Source organism: Pseudomonas sp. CFBP 8772, assembly GCF_014841665.1.
GTDB classification, from domain to species: domain Bacteria; phylum Pseudomonadota; class Gammaproteobacteria; order Pseudomonadales; family Pseudomonadaceae; genus Aquipseudomonas; species Aquipseudomonas graminis_B.
This window is the reverse complement of the sequence record NZ_JACYUI010000001.1, coordinates 789,459-808,483: the sequence shown is the minus strand read 5'-3', so window position 1 is coordinate 808,483 and position 19,025 is coordinate 789,459. Positions and strand designations below refer to the sequence as shown.

The following is a 19,025-nucleotide window of genomic DNA, read 5'->3' as shown; positions in this document are numbered from 1 at the left end:
TTTGTCCAGACCCCGCCTCGATCTACGGCGCCGCTCCCAGCCGCAGACCATTCCTGATCTGCAACACCTCCTCTTTATGGGCCGCGTAGCCTTCCGCCGAGCCGGCATACGACAACGACCACGCCAACTCGGGATTGGCCGCCGCCACCAGCGTCTGGGTCATGACGTGATTGCCGTTCTGGGTGATGGTGCACGTGGTTTCCATGGCTGGAATGTCGCTCAGCGTGCTGTCCTTCATCCGCGTGCAGACACTCTGAAAACCGCCGCGGGCAAAATTGACCTGAACCGCCTTGCGCATGGCCAGCAGCACGCCCTGTACGTTGACCGAATGGCCGGGCTGCAGCTGCGTCTGGGTCAGCTCCACGACCATGGCCGGATCACCGTTCTGATCGTTTTTGACCGCACGCTGTCGTAGTTGCACGGCGGGCTGGCCTTCGCTCGCCGGCGGCTGGGGCAAGGCTTCAACGTCCCAGCCTTCGGGCCAGATGATCATGGCGCCAGCTGAAGACGCGACGCCGGGAATCATCAGCACGAAACAGAAAGCAACGCGGGCGCATGAGCGCAATAAGAGATGCATGGGCGGTACCTGAAGGTCGAGCCGCAAAGTGTGGGCCGGTCATGCAGTGTCTACAAGCCGGAAGCCGCGCTTTATGCGCCTTCGGTTTGGCGCGTCAGCCATGAGCCCGTATCATTACGCAACATTTTAGCGTTAACCCGGAGACAACCATGAGTCTGCACGACCTGAACACTTTCCCCGGCGTCACGGCCACCCCGGACGCCTCGACCGCACAATTCGTGTTCAACCACACCATGTTGCGGGTCAAGGACGCCACCGCTTCCCTGGACTTCTATACCCGCGTGCTGGGCTTCAGCCTGGTGGAAAAGCGCCACTTCGCGGAAGCCGAATTCAGCCTGTACTTCCTGGCGCTGGTCGACAAAGCACAGATCCCGCAGGACGACGCCGAGCGTAACGTCTGGATGAAAGGCATTCCCGGTGTCCTCGAGCTGACCCACAACCACGGCACCGAGAAAGACCCTGAGTTTTCCTATCACAACGGCAACACCGACCCGCGCGGCTTCGGTCATATCTGCATCTCGGTGCCGGACATACACGCCGCCTGTGCGCGCTTCGAAGAACTGGGCGTGGACTTCCAGAAACGCCTGACCGACGGCCGCATGAAAAGCCTGGCCTTCATCAAGGACCCGGATGGCTACTGGGTCGAAATCATCCAGCCAACGCCGGTAACGGGCGAGTAATCACGCTCGATCAGTGGGACCGGCCTTGATAGGGACAGGACTGGCGTTGACGCCGACCGTAGGACCGGCTTTAGCCGGGAAGGCGTCAGGCGTCACGCCGCAAAATTGAGGGTGTTCACGCTGGCCTCTTCCCGGCTGAAGCCGGCCCCACTAAACGCATCGCGTGCATCCAGCTCTATTGGCTGCGACCTCGACCGTAGGACCGGCTTTAGCCGGGAAGGCGTCAGGCGTCACACCGCAAAATTGAGGGTGTTCACGCTGGCCTCTTCCCAGCTAAAACCGGTCCTGCAATGGAAACCCGGCCAGCGTCACGCCGCTTCTATCACCTGATCCGTATCACCCAGATCCGCATAAATCTGCGCGTTCGACGGTTCAGGGGTAAACGTCAGCGCAATGTTCTGGCACTGCTGCTTAAGCTGTTGCAGCTTCAGCGGCCGGCTCAGGAAATAGCCCTGGGCTTCTTCGCAGCCGAAATCACGGACCAGGCTCATGCAGCGAAAGGTTTCGACGCCTTCCGCGACGGTGCGATAACCCAGTTCACTGGCCAGGTGCAGCACGGACCGGGCGATGATGCGGTTGCGCGGGTTGCTCTCCAGGTCCGTCACCAGGGATTTGTCCAGCTTGAGGATATTGGCCGGGATCTCGTGCAGATAGGCAAAGTTGCTGTAGCCCGCGCCGAAATCGTCGATGGCCACGTCAACGCCCAGCTCGCGAATGCGGGTGAGCTGCGCGATGACGCGTTTGTCGGCACGAATCCACTCGCCTTCGGTGATCTCGACTTCCAGCCGTGCGGGTGCAACGCCGTGTTTGTCGCAGGCGCTCTGCAACGTCAAGGCGATGTCCAGGTCGGAGAAGTCCAGCGGCGACAGGTTGAGCGACAGCCGCACTTCGTCGTCGATCCAGCCGCTGAGGTCGGTCAGCGCACGGTCGATGACCCAGCGGGTCACGGTGCTGATCCTGCCGGCGCCCTCGATCAACGGAATGAACTCATCCGGCCCGATCTTGCCGAGCATCGGATGGGTCCAGCGAATCAGCGCCTCGACGCTGAGCAGGCGGCCATCCTGCAAGCTGAAACGTGGCTGGTACTCCAGAAAGATGTCGCCACTGACCAGCGCCTCGGCGAGTTCATTGAGCAGGGTCAAGGCGCGACGCTGGGCGCAATCCTCCGCCTCGTCATACGCCGCCCACGGCACCTGCCGATAGACGGCCCTGCCCGCCGCGTGGGTCGCTTTGCCCATGAGCGCAGCGGCGGAGTTCTGACCATCGTCACAGCACGCCAGCCCCACGGCCACCTGCTGATGGGTGAAAGGCTCGGTGATCACCGCCAACAGCATGCGAACCAGGTCATCCCGGCGAGAGCGCTCGCAGCTCATCTGCAGGCAGAAATCCAGGTCGCTGACGTGGTACAGCTCGGCAATCCCATCCAGACGGCGACGCAGGCAGTTGGCCATATCGCGGCGCGTCTGTTGTGCATCCAGATTGCTGTTCACGCTGACATCCGCAGCGCTCGCCATCGGCTGGGTGCGGATCACCACCATCAGCCGCACCTGACTCCCGGTGACCGCAACGTCCTGGGTGTCCAGCAAGAACTGCTGCAAATTCGGCAGGCGGCTGACCGGGTGGCGGTAGCGCATCGCCTGGCACTGTTCGACCTGGCCCATGACCAGTTGCGCAAAATCTTCGAGGACAGCCACTTCGTCGGGCTGCAGCGTGCGCGGGACAGTGTCGATCAGGCAAAAGCTGCCGAGCACATCACCGTGGTGATTACACAACGGGGCCCCGGCGTAGAAACGGATGCCATCAGGCTGGGTGACCAGCGCGTTGTCGACAAAGCGCGGATCCAGGCGAGCGTCATTGACCACCATGACTTCGGCGTTCTGGATGGTGTAGCGGCAGAATGACTGCTCTATGGGCGTTTGACTCGCGTCGAACCCCACACGGCCCGGAAACCACTGCCGATCTTTTTCCACCAGGGACACCAGCACCGTCGGCACGCGAAAGTGCGCGGCAGCCAAGCGGCACAGGCGGTCGAAATCCTCGCTGTGAGCGGTTTCGAGCCATTGCAAAGCGTGAACCGCGGACAGGCGCTTCTGCTCAATTTCCAGCGAACAGTTCATGGCGTGCGCCCTCCGTTCTAAAAATACGGGTTAGATGATATCTCATGGCCATCATTGCCCGCTCAGGATCATGACGGGTGGTCAATGACCGACGATCAGGGGCAAAACAGAGTTCGGCTGAGCTGAGAAAGACTGATATCACAAAGACATCACTTAATCGGTTCAGTTCCAAAGCTGTACAAATATATATTGTTGTATAAGTTTTTATAAAGTTAATACGATACCGGCCGACAGATGGACTGGAGCGAGGCGCAATCAGCCATAGCGCCTTCTCCTCCCAGAGATGTCGTCACCGCACTCCGACCCGAGAAAAAGGACCGTTCTCACCGACAACAACCCAATCGCCCCGCTTCGGGGCTTTGAGAACAGTATGAATATTCTTTCCCCTGCCGTGTACCTGACCAACCGACTGCGCTTTCCTGCCAAATTCGCACTGCTCGCCATCATCGTTTTGCTCCCACTGGGGCTGTTGGGCGCGCGCCTGCTGCATCAGCTCAACGCCAGCATTGATAACATCCACTCCGAAGAAGTCGGCCAGCGTTACCTGATGGACGTCACCCCCGTACTGCGCCTGTCGATGCTGCAGCGGGCATTGACCAACCGCCTGCTCAGCGGGGATGAGACAGCCCAGGCTGACCTCGCCGCCAATCAGACCAAACTCCTGGATGCCTACACCAAGCTGGAAGCCACGGACCGCCAGTTCACCGTCGAGCTGGAAACAGCCGACCGCGTGCAGCGCCTGCGCTCCGGCGCAGAAGGGCTGATCAGCCAGACTAAAGCCGGTGCCGATCAAGCGACCCTGTTCGATGCATGGAGCGATCAGATGACCCAGACGCTGAACTTCATCTACTTCATCTCCGCCACCTCCGGGATGGTGCTGGACGAAGACTACGCCTCGCTGTTCCTGATCGATCAGAGCACCCTGCGACTGCCACGCCAGATCAACGTCGTCGGCCAGTTGCGCGGTCTGGCCAGTGGTCTGCATGAAGGGCAACCGCTGACCGACGCCACCCGTGGCACGATCAAATCGCTGCTCAAGCAAGAAACCCAGATTCGCCAGGAGCTGCTGCAGAGCCTCAACCTGCTGCGCCGTAAGGAAACAGCCCTCGCCGATCGCATCCAGTCCCCCGTCAGCAGCGGGCTGTCCAGCCTGGACAGCTTTCGCAGTGACCTGCAAACCTTGATCACCTCACCACAGAACACCATCACCGGGATGCAGGGCCTGCCGACCAAAGGCAACGCCGTGGTGGCCGAGCTGTATAAGGCGCAGGACGCCTTGCAGGCAGCGCTGTCGGCGGTGCTGGAACAACGGGTTCACGACAAGTCGGCCGAACGCACCGCCATGCTGGCGATGTTCGCCATCGCCGGTCTGCTGCTGATTTATGCGTTCAGCGGTATCTATAGCGCGATGCGCCAAGCCATGGAAGCCATGTTGAGCGCCACCCGTCGTATCGCCCAGGGCGACCTCACCGCCCGTGTCAACGTGGCGGGCAAAGACGAAATGGCCGACATCGGCACCGGCTTGAATCACATGGTCCAGGCGTTTGGTGAATCCCTTGCCCAGGTCGAGCGCAGTTCGCGCTCGGTGTCCGACGCCGCGACCCGCCTGAGTGCGTCCATCGACCGCGCCAAAGTGTCGATGAACGCCCAACAAGGCGAAACCGAACAGGTTGCCACCGCCATCAACGAAATGACCGCCAGTGTCGCCGACGTCGCCCAGAACACCGAAGGCGCGGCGCGTGCAGCGGAACAGGCCAGCCAGGCATCCGGCAAAGGCCTGGGCGTCATGCAGCAGACCCGCCAGACCATCGAAGCACTGGCCGGCGAAGTCGACCTCAGTGCGCAAAAGGTCGCGGCCCTCGCGCTGCACAGCCAGGAGATCGGCGGGGTCATTGAAGTGATCCGCAACATCGCCGACCAGACCAACCTGCTTGCCCTCAACGCCGCCATCGAAGCCGCCCGCGCCGGTGAGCAGGGCCGTGGCTTTGCCGTGGTCGCGGATGAAGTGAGAACCCTGGCTTCCCGCACTCAGAACTCCACCGCGGAAATCCAGCGGATCATCCAACAGCTGCAACTGGCGACCAACGCGGCCGTGGACCAGATGAAAGCGGGCAAGGACCGGGCGCAGGATTGCCTGAGCTCGGCCGATCAGACGTCCTCAAGCCTGAACGCGATCAACGAAGGCGTCGAGTCGATCGTCGGCATGAACACCCAGATTGCCAGCGCTGCGGTGCAGCAGCACGCCGTGTCGGAAGACATCAACCGCAACGTCACCGAGATCCGCAACGGCACTTTTGTGTTGATGGAAGGCATCGAGGACAACGCGGTAACGGCGGACGAACTGTCGCTGCTGGCCGGCGAACTGCGCACCGTGGTTGGCCGTTTCAAGCTCTGAGAACTGGGCGCGCGGCGTAAATCCCGCGCGCCTTGCCCTGTCATCGCTCAAGGCATCTGGGCCCCCGCCACCGCTACGTACACCGAATACAACGACGTATTGGCGGTGATGAACAGGCGGTTACGGCGCGGGCCGCCGAAGGTCAGGTTGGCGACCTTCTCCGGCAGGCGGATCTTGCCCAGTAACGTCCCGTCGGCGGCGAAGCACTGAACGCCGTCGCCGGCACTGGTCCAGACATTGCCCAGCACATCCACGCGCATGCCGTCCGGCACGCCCGGCTCAATCACCGCAAAAACCCTCGACTGCCCCAGCTCGCGCCCATTGATCACCTCGAACGCGCGGATGTGGTGGGGGCCATCGGGGTCGTGGGAGCGACCGGAATCGGCGATGTACAGGGTCTGCCCGTCCGGGGAGAAGGCCAGGCCGTTGGGCTGCACGAAATCATTGGCCATGCAGGCGATCTCGCCGCTGTCCGGGTCGATGCGATACACATGGCGGCCCGGTTGCTCTTCGTCGGCCTGATAGCCCTCGTAATCGGTGAGGATGCCGTAGCTGGGATCGGTGAACCACACCGCGCCATCGCGATGCACCACCACGTCATTCGGCGAGTTCAGACGCTTACCTTCGAATCGCTCGGCCAGCACCGTGATCGACCCGTCCGGTTCGGTGCGGGTGACGCTACGGGTGCCGTGCTCGCAGGTAATCAGCCGCCCCAGCAGGTCGCGGGTGTTGCCGTTGGCAAAGTTCGACGGGGTGCGGAAGGTCGACACCCCCTGCTCCGGGGTCCAGCGCAGCATGCGCTGGTTGGGGATGTCGCTCCACAGCAAGTACCCGCCGTCGTTGAACCACACCGGCCCTTCGGCCCAGCGGCATTGGTCGTACAGGCGTTCGAGCTGGGTGTTGGGCAGAATCAGGCGATGGAAACGCTTGTCATGGCATTCGTAGAGGTCGTCGGACACGGGGTCGATCCTTAATTCAGGCGCGGGCATTTTTGCGTCCGCTGACAGCGGTAATCACCGCAATGATGATCAGGCCGGTGAGGATCAGCCGCACCCCGGCACTGGCGCCGAAGGTGTTGAGCATGCTCACCAGCAGGTAGAGAAACAGCGACGCGCCCCAGATGCCCGGCACGTTGGAAAACCCGCCGGCCACCGAGGTCCCGCCGATCACCACCACGGCGATGGACGCCAGCAGGTATTCCTCGCCCATGCCCAGCGACGCGCCCCCGGAAAACCCGGCCAGGGTCAGGCCGCACAAGCTGCCGAACACCGCGCAGAGCACGTAGGTGGCGAAGCGCATGCGGCCGACCCGAATCCCCGCCAGTTCAGCGGCGCGGGCGTTCTGCCCGATGGCCAGCACCGAACGGCCGTAACGGGTGCGGGTCAGCACGTACCCCATGAGCACCGCCACGGCGATCACCACAATGGCGAGATACGGCACGCCGAACACGCGGCCCGTGGCGAAGATGTAGAACCCTTCCGGCGGCGGCACCCGCACGCTGCGGCCATAGGCAATGGCCAGAGATTGCAGGATGAAACTCGCCGACAGGGTCGCGATGATCGGCGGAATGCGCAGCAGGCGGATCAGCGCGAAATTGCCGCAACCCACCAGCACGCCGATGCCCAGCACGCCGATCACGCCCAGCCAGATGTTGGCGTCCTGGCCGTCCATCAGTTTCATGCCCAGCGCGCCGCTGAGGGCGATGTTGGCCGGGATCGACAGGTCGATGTTGCCCGGCCCGGTGCTGATGACGAACATCTGGCCGATGCCGACAATTGCGAAGAACGTCGAGAACGCCAGCGCGCCAGACAGCAAAGCGCCTGCGCCCTGCCCGCCGGTGAACACCAGGGTCGCCACCCAGATCAATAACGCCGCGAGAAATGACCAGAGCCACGGCTTGCCGCGCAGCGCTGCAAGGGATGAAGTGCTCATAGCGGACGTACCTCCAGACGATTGACCGCCGCACGCAGCGCCAGCACGAAAATCAGAATCGCGCCCTGGGCGCCGATCTGCCAGTCAGGCGAGATGCGGATGAACGAGAGCAGCGAACCGGCCAGCACCAGGGTCAGCGCACCGAGCACCGCGCCCATGGGCGACACGCGGCCGCCGACGAACTCGCCGCCGCCGAGGATCACCCCGGCGATGGACAACAGGGTGTAACGCAGCGCGACGTTGGCGTCGGCCGACGTGGTCAACCCCACCAGAAACAGACCCGACAGCACGCCGAAGCCCCCGGCCATGGCGTACATCGCGACTTTGATGCGAAGCAGCGACCAGCCGGCCTTGGCGATCGCCAGCGGATTGCCGCCGGCGCCGCGCAGCACCACACCGACCGTGGAGCGCATCAGGAAAAAGTGCATCGCCAGCCCGAGCACAATGCAGACGATGATCGCTAGCGGAATCAGCGGCGGCTTGATCCGCACCAGCGCCTGCAGCCATTGCGGCGCCGTGCCGCCGGGTGACGGCAGCAGCAGAATCGCGCCGCCGACCCAGATGAACGACATGCCCAGGGTGACGACAATCGACGGCAGGTTGCGGCTGTGGATCAGCGCGCCGAGCAAGGCGTACACGCCCACGCACCCGGCCAGCGCCAGCCAGCCGAGGAACGGGTGCTGATCGAGCAGCGTCACCGCCACGCAGGCGACGAAGCTGATGAAACTGCCCATGGACAGATCAAGGTCGTTGACGCTGATGATCAGCATCTGCGCGATGGTTGCCAAGGCGATCGGCACCGCCAGGTTGAGCATCAGGTTCAGGCCCATGTAGCTCATGGCCCGGGGCTGCATGATGAAGATGGTCGCCAGCAACACCACCAGCGACACCGCCGGCAAGGCGGCGCGGAGCATGCGGGCACGGCGCGCGGCGTTGTTGCGCGTCGCGACGGGGGCGCGGGCAACGGAATTCAACGAGGCATTCATGGGGTTTCCTCGGCGAAGGAGCTGCGCAGGATGCGCTCCTCGCTCAATTCACTGCGCGGCATGTCGAGCACGGCCTGGCCGTCGCGGAAGACATACACGTGATCGCAATAGGTCAGCTCTTCCAGCTCGGTGGTGTACCAAATGAACGTGCGGCCGCGGGCCGCCTCCTCCATCAGAATCGAATACACCTCGCGCTTGGTGCCGACGTCGACGCCGCGCATGGGGTCGTCCATCAGAATGATCTGGCTGTCGGACGCCAGGGCCCGGGCAAACAACGCCTTTTGCTGGTTACCGCCGGACAGCGACAGGATCGGATGGCGCATGTCAGGGGTACGGATGCCCATGCGCTTCATCCAGTCATCGGCCATCGCTTGCTCGGCGTCAGGGTTCAGCAGCACGCCGCGCTTGAGCTGGTTGAGTGAGCCGATGGTGATGTTTTCGCCGATGGACCACAGCGCAAACACGCCGTCGGTCTGGCGGTCGCCGGCGACGAAACTGGCGCCGGTACCGTGCTTGACGCAGTCGCGCAGCACCTGGGTCAGTAACTGGCTCTGGCCATGCCCGGCCAGCCCGGACAGCCCGACGATCTCGCCGGCAAACGCCTGCACCGAGCGGCCATCGGCCTGACGCGCCGGGCGCTGTTGCACGCGGGGGCTGCCCTGCTCACGGCGGGAGGCGAAAGCTTGTACTGCCTGCTGCTGTTCGCGGGCCGTGCCGCCCATGACTTCCACCAGCGAATCGTGGGTGAAGTCTCGGGCCGCACGGGTTTCGACGATTCTGCCGTCACGCATCACCGCAATGCGGTCACAGGTGCCGAGCATTTCGCCGAGGATGTGGCTGATCAGCACGATGCTGCCGCCGCCCTCGACGAACCGCCGCACATGGCGCAACAGCTGTTCGGCGACACGGGCGTCGAGGGATGAGGTGGGTTCGTCGAGGATGATCAGATCGAGGCGCTCATCGACATTGATGAACGCCCGGGCGATTTCCACCATCTGCCGCTTGCCGATGGACAGGTCAGCGACGATGTCATCGGCTTCGATGCCGTGGCCGGGGAAAATCTGCTCCAGCATCGCTTCGATCAGCGCACCGGCCCGACGACGCCAGCCGAAGCCGCGCAGGGCCGGTGACATCAGCCGGGTGTTCTCAGCCACGTTGAGGTTCGGGCACAGCGACAGCTCCTGAAACACGCAGCGAATGCCGTGCTGCCGCGCCACTTGCACCGAATAGCCTTCGCGCAGGTCGCGACCTTCGATCAACAGCTGCCCGCAGTCGGCGGCCAGGGTACCGGCGAGCACTTGCATCAGGGTCGACTTGCCCGCGCCGTTATGGCCGATCAGGCCCAGGCATTCGCCGGCGCGCACGCTCAGGTCGACGTCACTCAGGGCGCGCACGGCGCCGAACGATTTGCCGGCGCCCGCGAAGGCCACCCGCACAGGTCCATTTGCGTTCATGGTCGGAATTCCTTGGCGGGCCGCAGGCAGCGCGGCCTGCTTTGCTTACATGGACAGGCTCACAGGGGAAAGCTCACAGGGAAGCGGCGGGCTTGAGCCTGGCGACGTCGTCGACGCTGTAGGTCTCGCTGACGATCCCGCCCTTGGGCAGGTCCTTCAGGCTGGCGTCGAGGGTCTGCTGAGTGACGGTGACCGCAGGCGACAATAGGTCATGGGGCATCTGCTTGCCGTCGAGCAGCTGCTGCGCGACATAGAACGCCAGGCTGGAAATACTCGGTCCGCTGCTGATGGAGAAGCTCTGATAGCCCTGGGCATCGCTTTGCTTTTTCCACCAGCTCAGCTCTTCTTCGCGGTTGCCGAAGATGATCGCCGGCAACGGACGGCCTGCCGCGACAAAGGCCTGGGCAATGCCGACGCCTTCGCCGCCCTGGGTCACCACGGCGTCGACTTTCGGCAGGCTGGGCAGCACGCCGGAAACGGCTTTCTGCGCGACGGTCGGTGACCAGTTGCCGTTCACTTCGCCGACCACTTTCAGGTTCGGGTGCTTCTGCGCGCCGGCGGTGATGCCGGAGTGAATGCGCTCGTCCACCGACACGCCGGCCAGCCCGCGCACTTCCAGCACATTGGCGCCCTGAGGGAAGCGCCCGGCGAGGTAGTCCATCTGCTCGATGCCGGTCTGCTTGAAGTCCATGGAGATGCGGTACGCGCAGGGTTCGGAAACGGTGCCGTCGAAGGACACGACAATGATCCCGGCGTCACAGGCCTGCTTCACCGCGCCGTTGAGGGCGGTTGGCGACGAGGCATTGATCACGATGGCGTCATAACCCTGAAGGATCAGGTTCTGGATTTGCGCGGCCTGCTCGGTGGCCTGGTTTTCCGCCGTGGTGAAACTGTCAGCCGACGCGATCAGGCCATCCTTGACGGCTTTGTCGGTGGTCTGCTGCCAGCTGGCGAGCATCAGTTGGCGCCAGGAGTTGCCGGCGTAATTGTTGGAGAGCGCGATCTTCTTGTCGGCCGTATCGGCGTGGGAGGCGACGGGCAGAGCCATCAGGGGCGCCACAGCCAGTGCGGCACACAGCAATGAACGGCGTAGCGGATGACGACGACTTTTCATAGTTGAACCCTTGTTATTTTTATGGGGGCTGCAGGGTGGCCGACGGCGTCGGTCGCACCTTATTACGAACAGTACGCGGCGAGTCTGCACTGGCCGGTGAAGAGCGTCAGTGGTCAATCGTGCAGACCTGATGCGGGATCCCGCAAGCGACCTGCAGGATCCAGCGTTCTTTTTGCTGCACAGGGGCCATAATGCCCGGACTGCATCCCTGTTCGTTTACAAAAAGTGTTCTATCCAGACAATAAAAACAGGTTGGAGCCCATGGCACAGCGACCGCACACCCTTGCCGAAGACGTGCTGCATCATTTTCTCGGTATTTCCCGCGCCCTCGCCGGCCAGCTGGATTTCCAGTCGATGATCGACGCCGTCTCCCGGGAAATCAGCCCGATTCTGCCCCACGACCACCTCGACGTGTGCCTGTTCGTGCTCGACGGCCGCGAGCACATCACCTATGAAAGCGGCGTGCACACCCTGTGGGGCGATGTCGCCCAGCCGATGCCGGTGCACACCAGCCCGATCCGCGCCGTGCTGTTGGGCGAGCAGGCGTTTCTGTTGACCCACGACGCCATGAACGACGCACGCTTCGCCTTCCCCGGCGCCGTCAACCACCCGATTTTCGACGCCCGCCTGCGCAGCCGCTTGCACGTGCCTCTGCGCGCGCGGGGCGAAATCATCGGCGCGCTGAGCTGCTCGAAACACACCGAGCATTTCTACACCCTGGACGACGTGCGCCACACCCAGCACGTCGCCGATCTCCTGGCCTCCTACGTGTACGCCCTGCGCCAGACCGAGCAGGCCAAGCAACTGGCAATCGCCGAAGCCCAAGTGCGTGCGCGGGAGGAAGGTCTGCGCCAGGGCGCGCTGCGTCTGACCGAAGAGCTGGAGCGCGAACGGCAGCGGGTGGGCATGGACTTGCATGACCAGACCCTCGCCGACATGACCCGCCTGCACCGGCGCATTGCCCGCCTGCAAACCCTGCCCAGCGTGCCGGGCGAGGACTTGCGCGGGATTGCCCGGGCCCTCAAGGACAGCATGCAGGAGCTGCGACAGCTCATTGATGCGGTCAAGCCGACGGTGCTGCAGCTGTTCGGCTTTGAAGAAGGCGTTGAAGACCTGTTGCGGCGCAGCGTGCGCGACAGCGGCCTGAGCATCGAAACGCGCCTGCAGGACAGCACCGACGGCATGGGCGACCGCTTGCCCGAGTCGGTGAAAGTCGCGGTGTTCCGCATCATTCAGGAAGCGGTGAACAACGCGATCAGGCACGCGATGCCGGACAGTATCGTCATCCACATCAGCCACACAGGCGGTCTGTTGCAACTGACGATTGACGATGACGGCCTTGGGTTGGACGTGGGCAATGGTTTCAACAGCGGCGGCATTCAGAACATGCAGGTGCGCGCGCAACTGATGGCGGCGCAGTTGTTTATCGAACGCGGGCCCGACGGGCGAGGCACCCGGGTAAGGGTGTGCCTGCCGCTGGCTGATCTCGCCATCGTTGATGAGGCGGCAGCTGTTTGCGCGCCTGCGTTTTTAACGGAGACGCCATGCAAGTCCTGCTGATTGAAGACGACCCGGTGCACCGGGCGTTCCTGCGCGAAGTGATCGAAGTGGCCCTGCCGGAATGCACGCGCTTGCTGGAGGCCGAAGACGGCCGGATCGGCGAGCAAATGTTTAGTCAGAGCCCGGTGGACGCGGTGGTGATGGACCTGCAGATGCCCTGCCGCACCGGCGTCGAAGCGGCCAAGACCATTTGGCGGCAGCAGCCGGACACGTCGATTCTGTTCTGGTCGAATTACTCCGACGAGGCCTACGTGCGGGGTATCGCGCGGATCGTGCCCCAGGGCGCGGCCTACGGTTACATCCTCAAGACCGCTTCGGAAGAACGCTTGCGTCTGGCGTTGCGGGGATTGTTCATCGAGCAGCAGTGCGTGATCGACCGCGAGATTCGCGGCGTGCAGCTCAAGGCCCACGATCAGTTGTCCGGGCTGAGTGATGGCGAATACGAGGTGCTGCAAGACATCGCCCTCGGCCTGACCGACCGCACCATCGCCACCCGCCGCAACCTGTCGCTGCGCAGCGTGCAGAACCGGCTGCAGCAGCTGTACGAAAAGCTCGGCGTCTATCAGCCCGATGCGGCGGGTGAGCGCAGCACCGCCTTCAACCTCCGCGCCCGCGCCGTGAACGTCGCCCTGCTCCGCCGCCTGCTCAACCGCACCGCGCTGGAACAGGCCGAGGCCGAACTGCAACTGTGGCTGAAGAACCCGGCACGGCATCGGGTTGGAAGGGATTGACGGTTTGGAGGGGACCGGTTTGGAGGGGACTGATTTATTTACAGCGCTTCACCGTAAATTAATCTGTCCCCGGAGTGCGCGGTGCGGCTGAGAGAAGATCAAGGGCGTCTGCCTGGGGGCAGACTGTTTCGCCTTCGGCGAGTTACTTGGAAAAGCACCCCAAGTAACCAAGGGTGCTTGCTCTCGGTTGGGCCCTTCCTTCGTCAGGGTTCCTTCACTCCGGTCAGCCTGCACCAAAGTCGCGTTTTGCGGTGCTTGAACTACCGCGGAGAAGATCAAAAGCAGATCAAAGGCTTCCCGGCTGAAGCCGGTCCTACGATTGGACCGCGTGCTCTCGCGTGATCGTTCCCATGCTCCGCGTGGGAATGCATCCTGTGACGCTCCGCGTCACCTCCCCCGGCCTGAATGAGCGTCGTCTTCGGGACGCGGAGCGTCCTGGGCTGCGTTACCACGCGGAGCGTGGGAACGATCATGTCGGCGCCTGAGCTGGCCTCTTCCCGGCTAAAGCCGGTCCTACTAAGCAATCGCATACACCCAGAGGGATGGGCGCCGACTGTAGGACCGGCTTTAGCCGGGAAGCTTTTGATCTGCTTTAGAGGCGCCTTTGATCTTCATACGCAAAAAGTCCAGTCACCGCCAATCGCGACTTGGGTGCAGGCTGAACGCAGGTCTCGCGGAGTGGGCCGAGCGGCATGGATGCCGCGAGAGCCGCCCCCCGCCATGGATGGCGGATGGCGGCGGGCCCACGGAGCGAGACCGGAGTGAAGGAACCCTGACGAAGGAAGGGCCAAACCAGGAGCAGGCACCCTTGGTTACTTGGGGTGCTTTTCCAAGTAACTCGCCGAAGGCGAAACAGTCTGCCCCCAGGCAGACGCTCTTGACCTCGGGGAACGCAAGATCAACCGCGCTTGTCGATTAAAGCGAGACCGCGACGCCTCGCTCAACTGAACGATGTCACTCAGGAGCATTGCCCATGTGCAGGAACCACACGCGTAACCCCATTCTTTGCCTCATCCCGCCCTACCTGCTCGACCAGATAGCCCGCAACGGCAACAAAGCCCAGCGCGAAGCGGCCCTGCGCACGCGCGCCAAAGACAACACCTTCCGCTCCCTGCGCCTCAGCGCACAACCCGATCGACGCCTCGTTCACCTGGCCGCCGTAGCCCCCACCGGCAAACGACGCTCCGTCTACACCGCCGACGGCGGCGAAACCCTGCCCGGCACCCTCGTACGCGGCGAAGGCCAGCCCGTCAGCGGCGACATCGCCGTCGACGAAGCCTACGACGGCCTCGGCGCCACCTTCGACTTCTTCTTCGACGTCTTCGACCGCAACTCCATCGACGACGCCGGCATGGCCCTCGACGCCACCGTGCACTTCGGCAAGGGCTACAACAACGCCTTCTGGAACTCCGCGCAGATGGTCTTCGGCGACGGCGACCAGTCACTGTTCAACCGCTTCACCATCGCCCTCGACGTGATCGGCCACGAACTGGCCCACGGCGTCACCGAAGACGAAGCCGGGCTCGTCTACTTCAACCAGGCCGGCGCGCTGAACGAGTCCATGTCTGACGTATTCGGCTCGCTGATCAAGCAGTACGCCCTGAAACAAACCGCCAAACAAGCCAGCTGGCTGATCGGTGAAGGGCTGTTCACCGACCAGATCACCGGCACCGCCCTGCGCTCGATGAAAGCCCCCGGCACCGCGTTCGATGACGCCGTGCTGGGCAAGGACCCGCAACCGGGCCACATGGACGACTTCGTCCACACCTACGACGACAACGGTGGCGTGCACATCAACTCGGGCATTCCCAACCACGCGTTCTATCAAGTGGCGACGCGCATCGGCGGTCATGCCTGGGAAAAGGCCGGGCGCATCTGGTATGACGCGCTGCGCGATTCACGTCTGCGCCCAAATGCCGGCTTCGTGCGGTTTGCGCGGATCACCCATGACGTTGCCGGCCGGCTGTACGGTGTAGGCGAAGCGGCCCAAATCGCGGTACAAGAAGGCTGGGCGGCCGTGGGCATTAACGCGCAATGATCCGCCATGACGAGGAACCACCCACATGCGTATCTCATTCAGCGAAAGCGGCGGGGTCGCTTTTTTTCCCGGGCTGAACAAGCCCAACACCATTGAAGTGGACGCCCTGCCCGAACCCGACCAGCGAGAGCTGCGGCAGTTGGTCGACGCGTCCGAGTTCTTCGCGTTGCCGGAAGGTCGGCGCCCGGCCCGTGCGTTGCGCGGCATGCAGCATTACACGCTGACCATCAGCGAAGGCGACCGGGAGCGCACCGTCTGCGTCCCCGCGCCGGTGGAGTCCGGTCCGTTGCAAGGCCTGATGCAGTGCGTCAGGCGCCACGTGTCCGGATAGCCCCCTGACCGCCTGGACCCCTGACTGCGCGCCGGGCAGAACGCTCTGCTCGGCGCTTCACTCCCTTCCCTGCCATCACTTGCCGCCATTCAGGAATCCCTTGCCCGACCTTCACTCGCCCCCTGCCGCTCACACCCAGGCAAAGCCGATGCCCGGCAAACCGTCCTTGTCACCCGAGACCTGCCCATGATGCCTGTCCGCCGTCTGTGCCTGGTCCTCGGCGACCAGTTGTCGTTCGACCTGGCTTCCCTCGCCGAACTGGACCCCGCACGCGATGCCGTGCTGATGGTCGAGGTCATGGAAGAAGCCACCCATGTCCCCCATCACCCGCAGAAAATCGCACTGATCTTCAGCGCCATGCGCCATTTCGCCCAGGCGCTGCAGGAGCGCGGCATCATCGTCCAGTACGTGACGCTGGACGATGCGCTGAACACAGGCTCGGTGCCGACCGAATTGCAGCGCTGGCACGCGTCGTTGCAGGCCGAGGAAGTCCACGTCACCGAGTGCGGTGACTGGCGTCTGGAGCACTCGGCCAGAGCATGCGGCCTGCCGCTGGTCTGGCACAGCGACACGCGCTTTCTGTGCTCACGCGAAGCGTTCGCCCAATGGGCCAGCGGCAAGGTTCAGCTGCGCATGGAGTTCTTCTACCGCGAAATGCGCCGCAAGCAGCGGCTGCTGCTCAACAGCGACGGCACGCCGGTGGGCGGTGCCTGGAACTTCGACGCCGAAAACCGCAAGGCGCTGCCGAAGAAGGTCGCCGCGCCCTATCCCGCGCGTTTCGCCCCGGACGCCATCACCCGCGACGTGCTGGAACTGGTGGGTGAACGGTTCTCCGGCCACTACGGCTCGCTGGACAATTTCGACTACCCGGTGACCCACACCGACGCCCAGGCCCTGTGGCAGTACTTCCTCGATTACGGATTGGCTGCGTTTGGCGACTATCAGGACGCCATGGCCATCGACGAGCCTTTCCTGTTCCACGCGCGCATCAGCGCGGCGCTGAACATCGGCTTGCTCGACCTGCGCCAGGTATGCAGCGACGTGGAGTCGGCGTACTGGTCGGGCGGCGTCGCGCTGAACGCCGCCGAGGGTTTCATCCGCCAACTGATCGGCTGGCGGGAATACGTGCGCGGCGTCTACTGGCTGAAGATGCCGGACTACGCCGACGGCAACGCATTCGGCAACACCCGCGCGCTGCCAGAGTTCTACTGGACCGGCCAGACCAAAATGAACTGCATGAGCCAGGCCATCGGCCAGAGTCTTGAACACGCCTACGCCCATCACATTCAGCGGCTGATGGTCACCGGCAACTTCGCCCTGCTGGCCGGCATCGCGCCCACGCAAATCTGCGAGTGGTACCTGGCGATCTACATGGACGCTTTCGAATGGGTGGAGCTGCCCAACACCCTCGGCATGGTCATGCACGCCGATGGCGGCTACCTCGGTTCCAAGCCCTATTGCGCCAGCGGCCAGTACATCAAGCGCATGTCCGACTACTGCGGCACCTGCGCCTACAAGGTCAAGGAAAGCACCACGGAAGACGCTTGCCCGTTCAATTCGCTGTACTGGCATTTCGTGATGCGCCACAGCAACCTGCTGCGTGCCAATCAACGCATGGGCATGGTCTACAAAAATCTTGATCGGATGACTGAGGCGAAGCAGGACGCGCTGTGGCAAAGGGGCGAGTCGCTGCTGGGCAAACTCGACGCCGGAGAGGCGATTTGAAGAAGAGCGAGCTGCCCGTGAAAACCTGCGTGGTCTGCGGACTGCCGTTCACCTGGCGGAAAAAATGGGCGCGCTGCTGGGATGAGGTGCGTTACTGCTCGGAGCGCTGCCGGCGGGGCAAGCGCTCCGAGTCGTGAAAGGGTTCAATCGGCGTCAGAGGGCCCACCTGGGGTGCCCCGCCTGATCAGTGGACCTGTGCGCGACTGGCTCGGCCGATCAGCCTGATCAACAATTGCTGCTTGGGGCCGGCCGTGGTCTCGCGTGCCACCTTGATCAAGTATTCCTGGGGAACGAGCCCGCCCGCTTCGGCCAGGGCTTCGTAAATGGCAAACAGCCGCGAATCGATCGTCGTCTCCTGGGCACATTCGATCAGATAGGCGATTCCGGGATTGGCTTGTTCGTTCACAGTGGATCCTCCTTGTGGGTCAGTTACTTCAAAGGAGAGGCACGCGCGACGGGAGTTCCCACTTTCTGGAAGGGCCTCACCCGAACGGTGGTGCCCGCTCGGCGACAGTCCTGAATATCAGTTTTCGCTTGCCAAAATCCGGTCGCGCCCTTAAACAGAGCGTGCCGTTTCAGCCGCCGCGACGACGTGCCGCGCCCGTTTTGCCTTTTGCGCCTCGCAATCCGGCGACGGGAAAGGCCTGCTGAATCGCCCAGACACCTGCAAATCATGGAGACGCCAGGTAAACCCGATGACAGGAAATACGTCAGACACACTCCCCCGCACCCGTCGCGCACCCAAGGGTGAAAAGCGCCGCGAAGAACTTCTCGACGCCGCGCTGCAACTGTTTTCGCTGGAGGGCTACACCGGTTCCTCCATTGCCCGCATCGCCGACATCGCCGGCATCTCGGTGGCGGGCGTGCTGCACCACTTTCCGAACAAGGTCGCCTTGCTGATGGGCGTGCTCGCGCGCCGCGACGAGGTCAACCACAAGGTGATCAGCAGCCTGCACAGCGAGCCGACGCTGCAGGGCTTCGTCAGCGGCCTTCGGCAGATCAACCGTTCCAGCGCGACGGCGCCCGGCGTGATTCGCGCGTTCAGCATGCTCAATGCCGAAAGCCTGGTGGAGAGTCATCCGGGGTGGGAGTGGTTTCAGTCTCGCTACGTGAAGATTCACGGGCGTATGCGGGCACGGCTCGACCATCTGGTGGCCACCGGCGAGGTGCGTGGGGATGTGGACCTGGATGCGCTCATCCACCAGATACTGGCGATGATGGACGGGTTGCAGCTGCAGTGGCTGCGCTTCCCGGACAAAGTGGATCTGGTGCAGCGTTTCGACAGTTACATGGCCCAGGTCGAGCGCGCTATCCGCGCCTAAAAAAAATGAGGCGATCCGGGCTGGCCGGATCGCCTCACTCTCTGTCACTCGAGCTCAAGTTGC

17 protein-coding genes are annotated in these 19,025 nt (G+C 63.3%); 9 read left to right on the top strand and 8 right to left on the bottom strand.

The features are described 5' to 3' along the window. Positions 1 to 22: 22 nt before the first annotated feature. Complete coding sequence (locus tag IFT99_RS03500; RefSeq protein ID WP_244656890.1) at positions 23 to 526, bottom strand: DUF4946 domain-containing protein; 504 nt, start codon at positions 524 to 526, stop codon at positions 23 to 25. Positions 527 to 726: 200 nt separating this feature from the next. Here IFT99_RS03500 and gloA point away from each other — a divergent pair, with 200 nt between their 5' ends. Further along, on the top strand, positions 727 to 1,257 hold the full coding sequence (gloA, locus tag IFT99_RS03495; RefSeq protein ID WP_065990298.1) for a lactoylglutathione lyase: 531 nt from the start codon (positions 727 to 729) through the stop codon (positions 1,255 to 1,257). A gap of 308 nt (positions 1,258 to 1,565) precedes the next feature. Here the strand turns inward: gloA and IFT99_RS03490 are convergent, their stop codons facing one another. Next, positions 1,566 to 3,374, bottom strand: a complete 1,809-nt coding sequence (locus tag IFT99_RS03490) for a sensor domain-containing diguanylate cyclase (protein WP_192130452.1) — start codon at positions 3,372 to 3,374, stop codon at positions 1,566 to 1,568. 370 nt (positions 3,375 to 3,744) lie between these two features. Here IFT99_RS03490 and IFT99_RS03485 point away from each other — a divergent pair, with 370 nt between their 5' ends. Further along, entirely contained in the window at positions 3,745 to 5,769 is a 2,025-nt protein-coding gene (locus IFT99_RS03485; RefSeq protein WP_192130451.1) for a methyl-accepting chemotaxis protein, read from the top strand. Between the two features lie 47 nt (positions 5,770 to 5,816). Here IFT99_RS03485 and IFT99_RS03480 read toward each other — a convergent pair whose 3' ends face one another. The 5 genes from IFT99_RS03480 to IFT99_RS03460 all read right to left on the bottom strand — a co-directional run bounded on the left by IFT99_RS03480 (position 5,817) and on the right by IFT99_RS03460 (position 11,189). Beyond that, the gene (locus IFT99_RS03480; RefSeq protein ID WP_342214599.1) at positions 5,817 to 6,728 is read right to left on the bottom strand and encodes an SMP-30/gluconolactonase/LRE family protein; all 912 of its coding nucleotides are present in this window, start codon (positions 6,726 to 6,728) and stop codon (positions 5,817 to 5,819) included. A gap of 16 nt (positions 6,729 to 6,744) precedes the next feature. Further along, positions 6,745 to 7,701, bottom strand: a complete 957-nt coding sequence (locus IFT99_RS03475) for an ABC transporter permease (RefSeq protein WP_192130449.1) — start codon at positions 7,699 to 7,701, stop codon at positions 6,745 to 6,747. Continuing rightward, positions 7,698 to 8,687: an ABC transporter permease gene (locus IFT99_RS03470; protein ID WP_192130448.1), complete on the bottom strand. Its 990-nt coding sequence runs from the start codon at positions 8,685 to 8,687 to the stop codon at positions 7,698 to 7,700. The genes IFT99_RS03475 and IFT99_RS03470 overlap by 4 nt, the downstream gene beginning before the upstream one ends. Further along, positions 8,684 to 10,141: a sugar ABC transporter ATP-binding protein gene (locus IFT99_RS03465; RefSeq protein ID WP_192130447.1), complete on the bottom strand. Its 1,458-nt coding sequence runs from the start codon at positions 10,139 to 10,141 to the stop codon at positions 8,684 to 8,686. The genes IFT99_RS03470 and IFT99_RS03465 overlap by 4 nt, the downstream gene beginning before the upstream one ends. A gap of 73 nt (positions 10,142 to 10,214) precedes the next feature. Then, on the bottom strand, positions 10,215 to 11,189 hold the full coding sequence (locus IFT99_RS03460; RefSeq protein WP_244656875.1) for an ABC transporter substrate-binding protein: 975 nt from the start codon (positions 11,187 to 11,189) through the stop codon (positions 10,215 to 10,217). Between the two features lie 327 nt (positions 11,190 to 11,516). Between IFT99_RS03460 and IFT99_RS03455 the strand changes: the two genes are divergently transcribed. The 6 genes from IFT99_RS03455 (at position 11,517) to IFT99_RS03430 (ending at position 17,777) form a co-directional block, all read left to right on the top strand. Next, the gene (locus tag IFT99_RS03455; protein ID WP_192130445.1) at positions 11,517 to 12,815 is read left to right on the top strand and encodes a GAF domain-containing sensor histidine kinase; all 1,299 of its coding nucleotides are present in this window, start codon (positions 11,517 to 11,519) and stop codon (positions 12,813 to 12,815) included. Next, complete coding sequence (locus tag IFT99_RS03450; RefSeq protein ID WP_192130444.1) at positions 12,800 to 13,546, top strand: response regulator transcription factor; 747 nt, start codon at positions 12,800 to 12,802, stop codon at positions 13,544 to 13,546. The genes IFT99_RS03455 and IFT99_RS03450 overlap by 16 nt, the downstream gene beginning before the upstream one ends. 973 nt (positions 13,547 to 14,519) lie before the next feature. After that, positions 14,520 to 15,584 carry a M4 family metallopeptidase gene (locus tag IFT99_RS03445; RefSeq protein WP_192130443.1) on the top strand — a complete coding sequence of 355 codons (1,065 nt, stop codon included), beginning with the start codon at positions 14,520 to 14,522 and terminating at the stop codon, positions 15,582 to 15,584. A gap of 25 nt (positions 15,585 to 15,609) precedes the next feature. Further along, complete coding sequence (locus tag IFT99_RS03440) at positions 15,610 to 15,915, top strand: protealysin inhibitor emfourin (RefSeq protein WP_065989052.1); 306 nt, start codon at positions 15,610 to 15,612, stop codon at positions 15,913 to 15,915. A gap of 186 nt (positions 15,916 to 16,101) precedes the next feature. Continuing rightward, complete coding sequence (locus tag IFT99_RS03435; protein ID WP_192130442.1) at positions 16,102 to 17,640, top strand: cryptochrome/photolyase family protein; 1,539 nt, start codon at positions 16,102 to 16,104, stop codon at positions 17,638 to 17,640. Further along, positions 17,637 to 17,777, top strand: coding sequence for a DUF2256 domain-containing protein (locus tag IFT99_RS03430; protein ID WP_065989039.1), 141 nt, complete (start codon positions 17,637 to 17,639; stop codon positions 17,775 to 17,777). Before IFT99_RS03435 ends, IFT99_RS03430 begins: the two co-directional genes overlap by 4 nt. Positions 17,778 to 17,824: 47 nt before the next feature. Here IFT99_RS03430 and IFT99_RS03425 read toward each other — a convergent pair whose 3' ends face one another. Continuing rightward, on the bottom strand, positions 17,825 to 18,046 hold the full coding sequence (locus IFT99_RS03425) for a hypothetical protein (RefSeq protein WP_192130441.1): 222 nt from the start codon (positions 18,044 to 18,046) through the stop codon (positions 17,825 to 17,827). Between the two features lie 289 nt (positions 18,047 to 18,335). On the opposite strand from IFT99_RS03425, the gene IFT99_RS03420 reads away from it, so the two are divergent. Further along, positions 18,336 to 18,962 (top strand): TetR/AcrR family transcriptional regulator, encoded by a 627-nt coding sequence (locus IFT99_RS03420; protein ID WP_192130440.1) that lies wholly within the window; start codon positions 18,336 to 18,338, stop codon positions 18,960 to 18,962. Positions 18,963 to 19,025 lie beyond the last annotated feature (63 nt).

Coding starts and splice junctions, on each gene's coding strand:
- IFT99_RS03500 (WP_244656890.1), bottom strand. CDS start 526: ATGATTCCCGGCGTCGCGTCTTCAGCTGGCGCCATGATCATCTGGCCC.
- gloA (WP_065990298.1), top strand. CDS start 727: ATGAGTCTGCACGACCTGAACACTTTCCCCGGCGTCACGGCCACCCCG.
- IFT99_RS03490 (WP_192130452.1), bottom strand. CDS start 3,374: ATGAACTGTTCGCTGGAAATTGAGCAGAAGCGCCTGTCCGCGGTTCAC.
- IFT99_RS03485 (WP_192130451.1), top strand. CDS start 3,745: ATGAATATTCTTTCCCCTGCCGTGTACCTGACCAACCGACTGCGCTTT.
- IFT99_RS03475 (WP_192130449.1), bottom strand. CDS start 7,701: ATGAGCACTTCATCCCTTGCAGCGCTGCGCGGCAAGCCGTGGCTCTGG.
- IFT99_RS03470 (WP_192130448.1), bottom strand. CDS start 8,687: ATGAATGCCTCGTTGAATTCCGTTGCCCGCGCCCCCGTCGCGACGCGC.
- IFT99_RS03465 (WP_192130447.1), bottom strand. CDS start 10,141: ATGAACGCAAATGGACCTGTGCGGGTGGCCTTCGCGGGCGCCGGCAAA.
- IFT99_RS03460 (WP_244656875.1), bottom strand. CDS start 11,189: ATGGCTCTGCCCGTCGCCTCCCACGCCGATACGGCCGACAAGAAGATC.
- IFT99_RS03455 (WP_192130445.1), top strand. CDS start 11,517: ATGGCACAGCGACCGCACACCCTTGCCGAAGACGTGCTGCATCATTTT.
- IFT99_RS03450 (WP_192130444.1), top strand. CDS start 12,800: ATGCAAGTCCTGCTGATTGAAGACGACCCGGTGCACCGGGCGTTCCTG.
- IFT99_RS03445 (WP_192130443.1), top strand. CDS start 14,520: ATGTGCAGGAACCACACGCGTAACCCCATTCTTTGCCTCATCCCGCCC.
- IFT99_RS03440 (WP_065989052.1), top strand. CDS start 15,610: ATGCGTATCTCATTCAGCGAAAGCGGCGGGGTCGCTTTTTTTCCCGGG.
- IFT99_RS03435 (WP_192130442.1), top strand. CDS start 16,102: ATGATGCCTGTCCGCCGTCTGTGCCTGGTCCTCGGCGACCAGTTGTCG.
- IFT99_RS03420 (WP_192130440.1), top strand. CDS start 18,336: ATGACAGGAAATACGTCAGACACACTCCCCCGCACCCGTCGCGCACCC.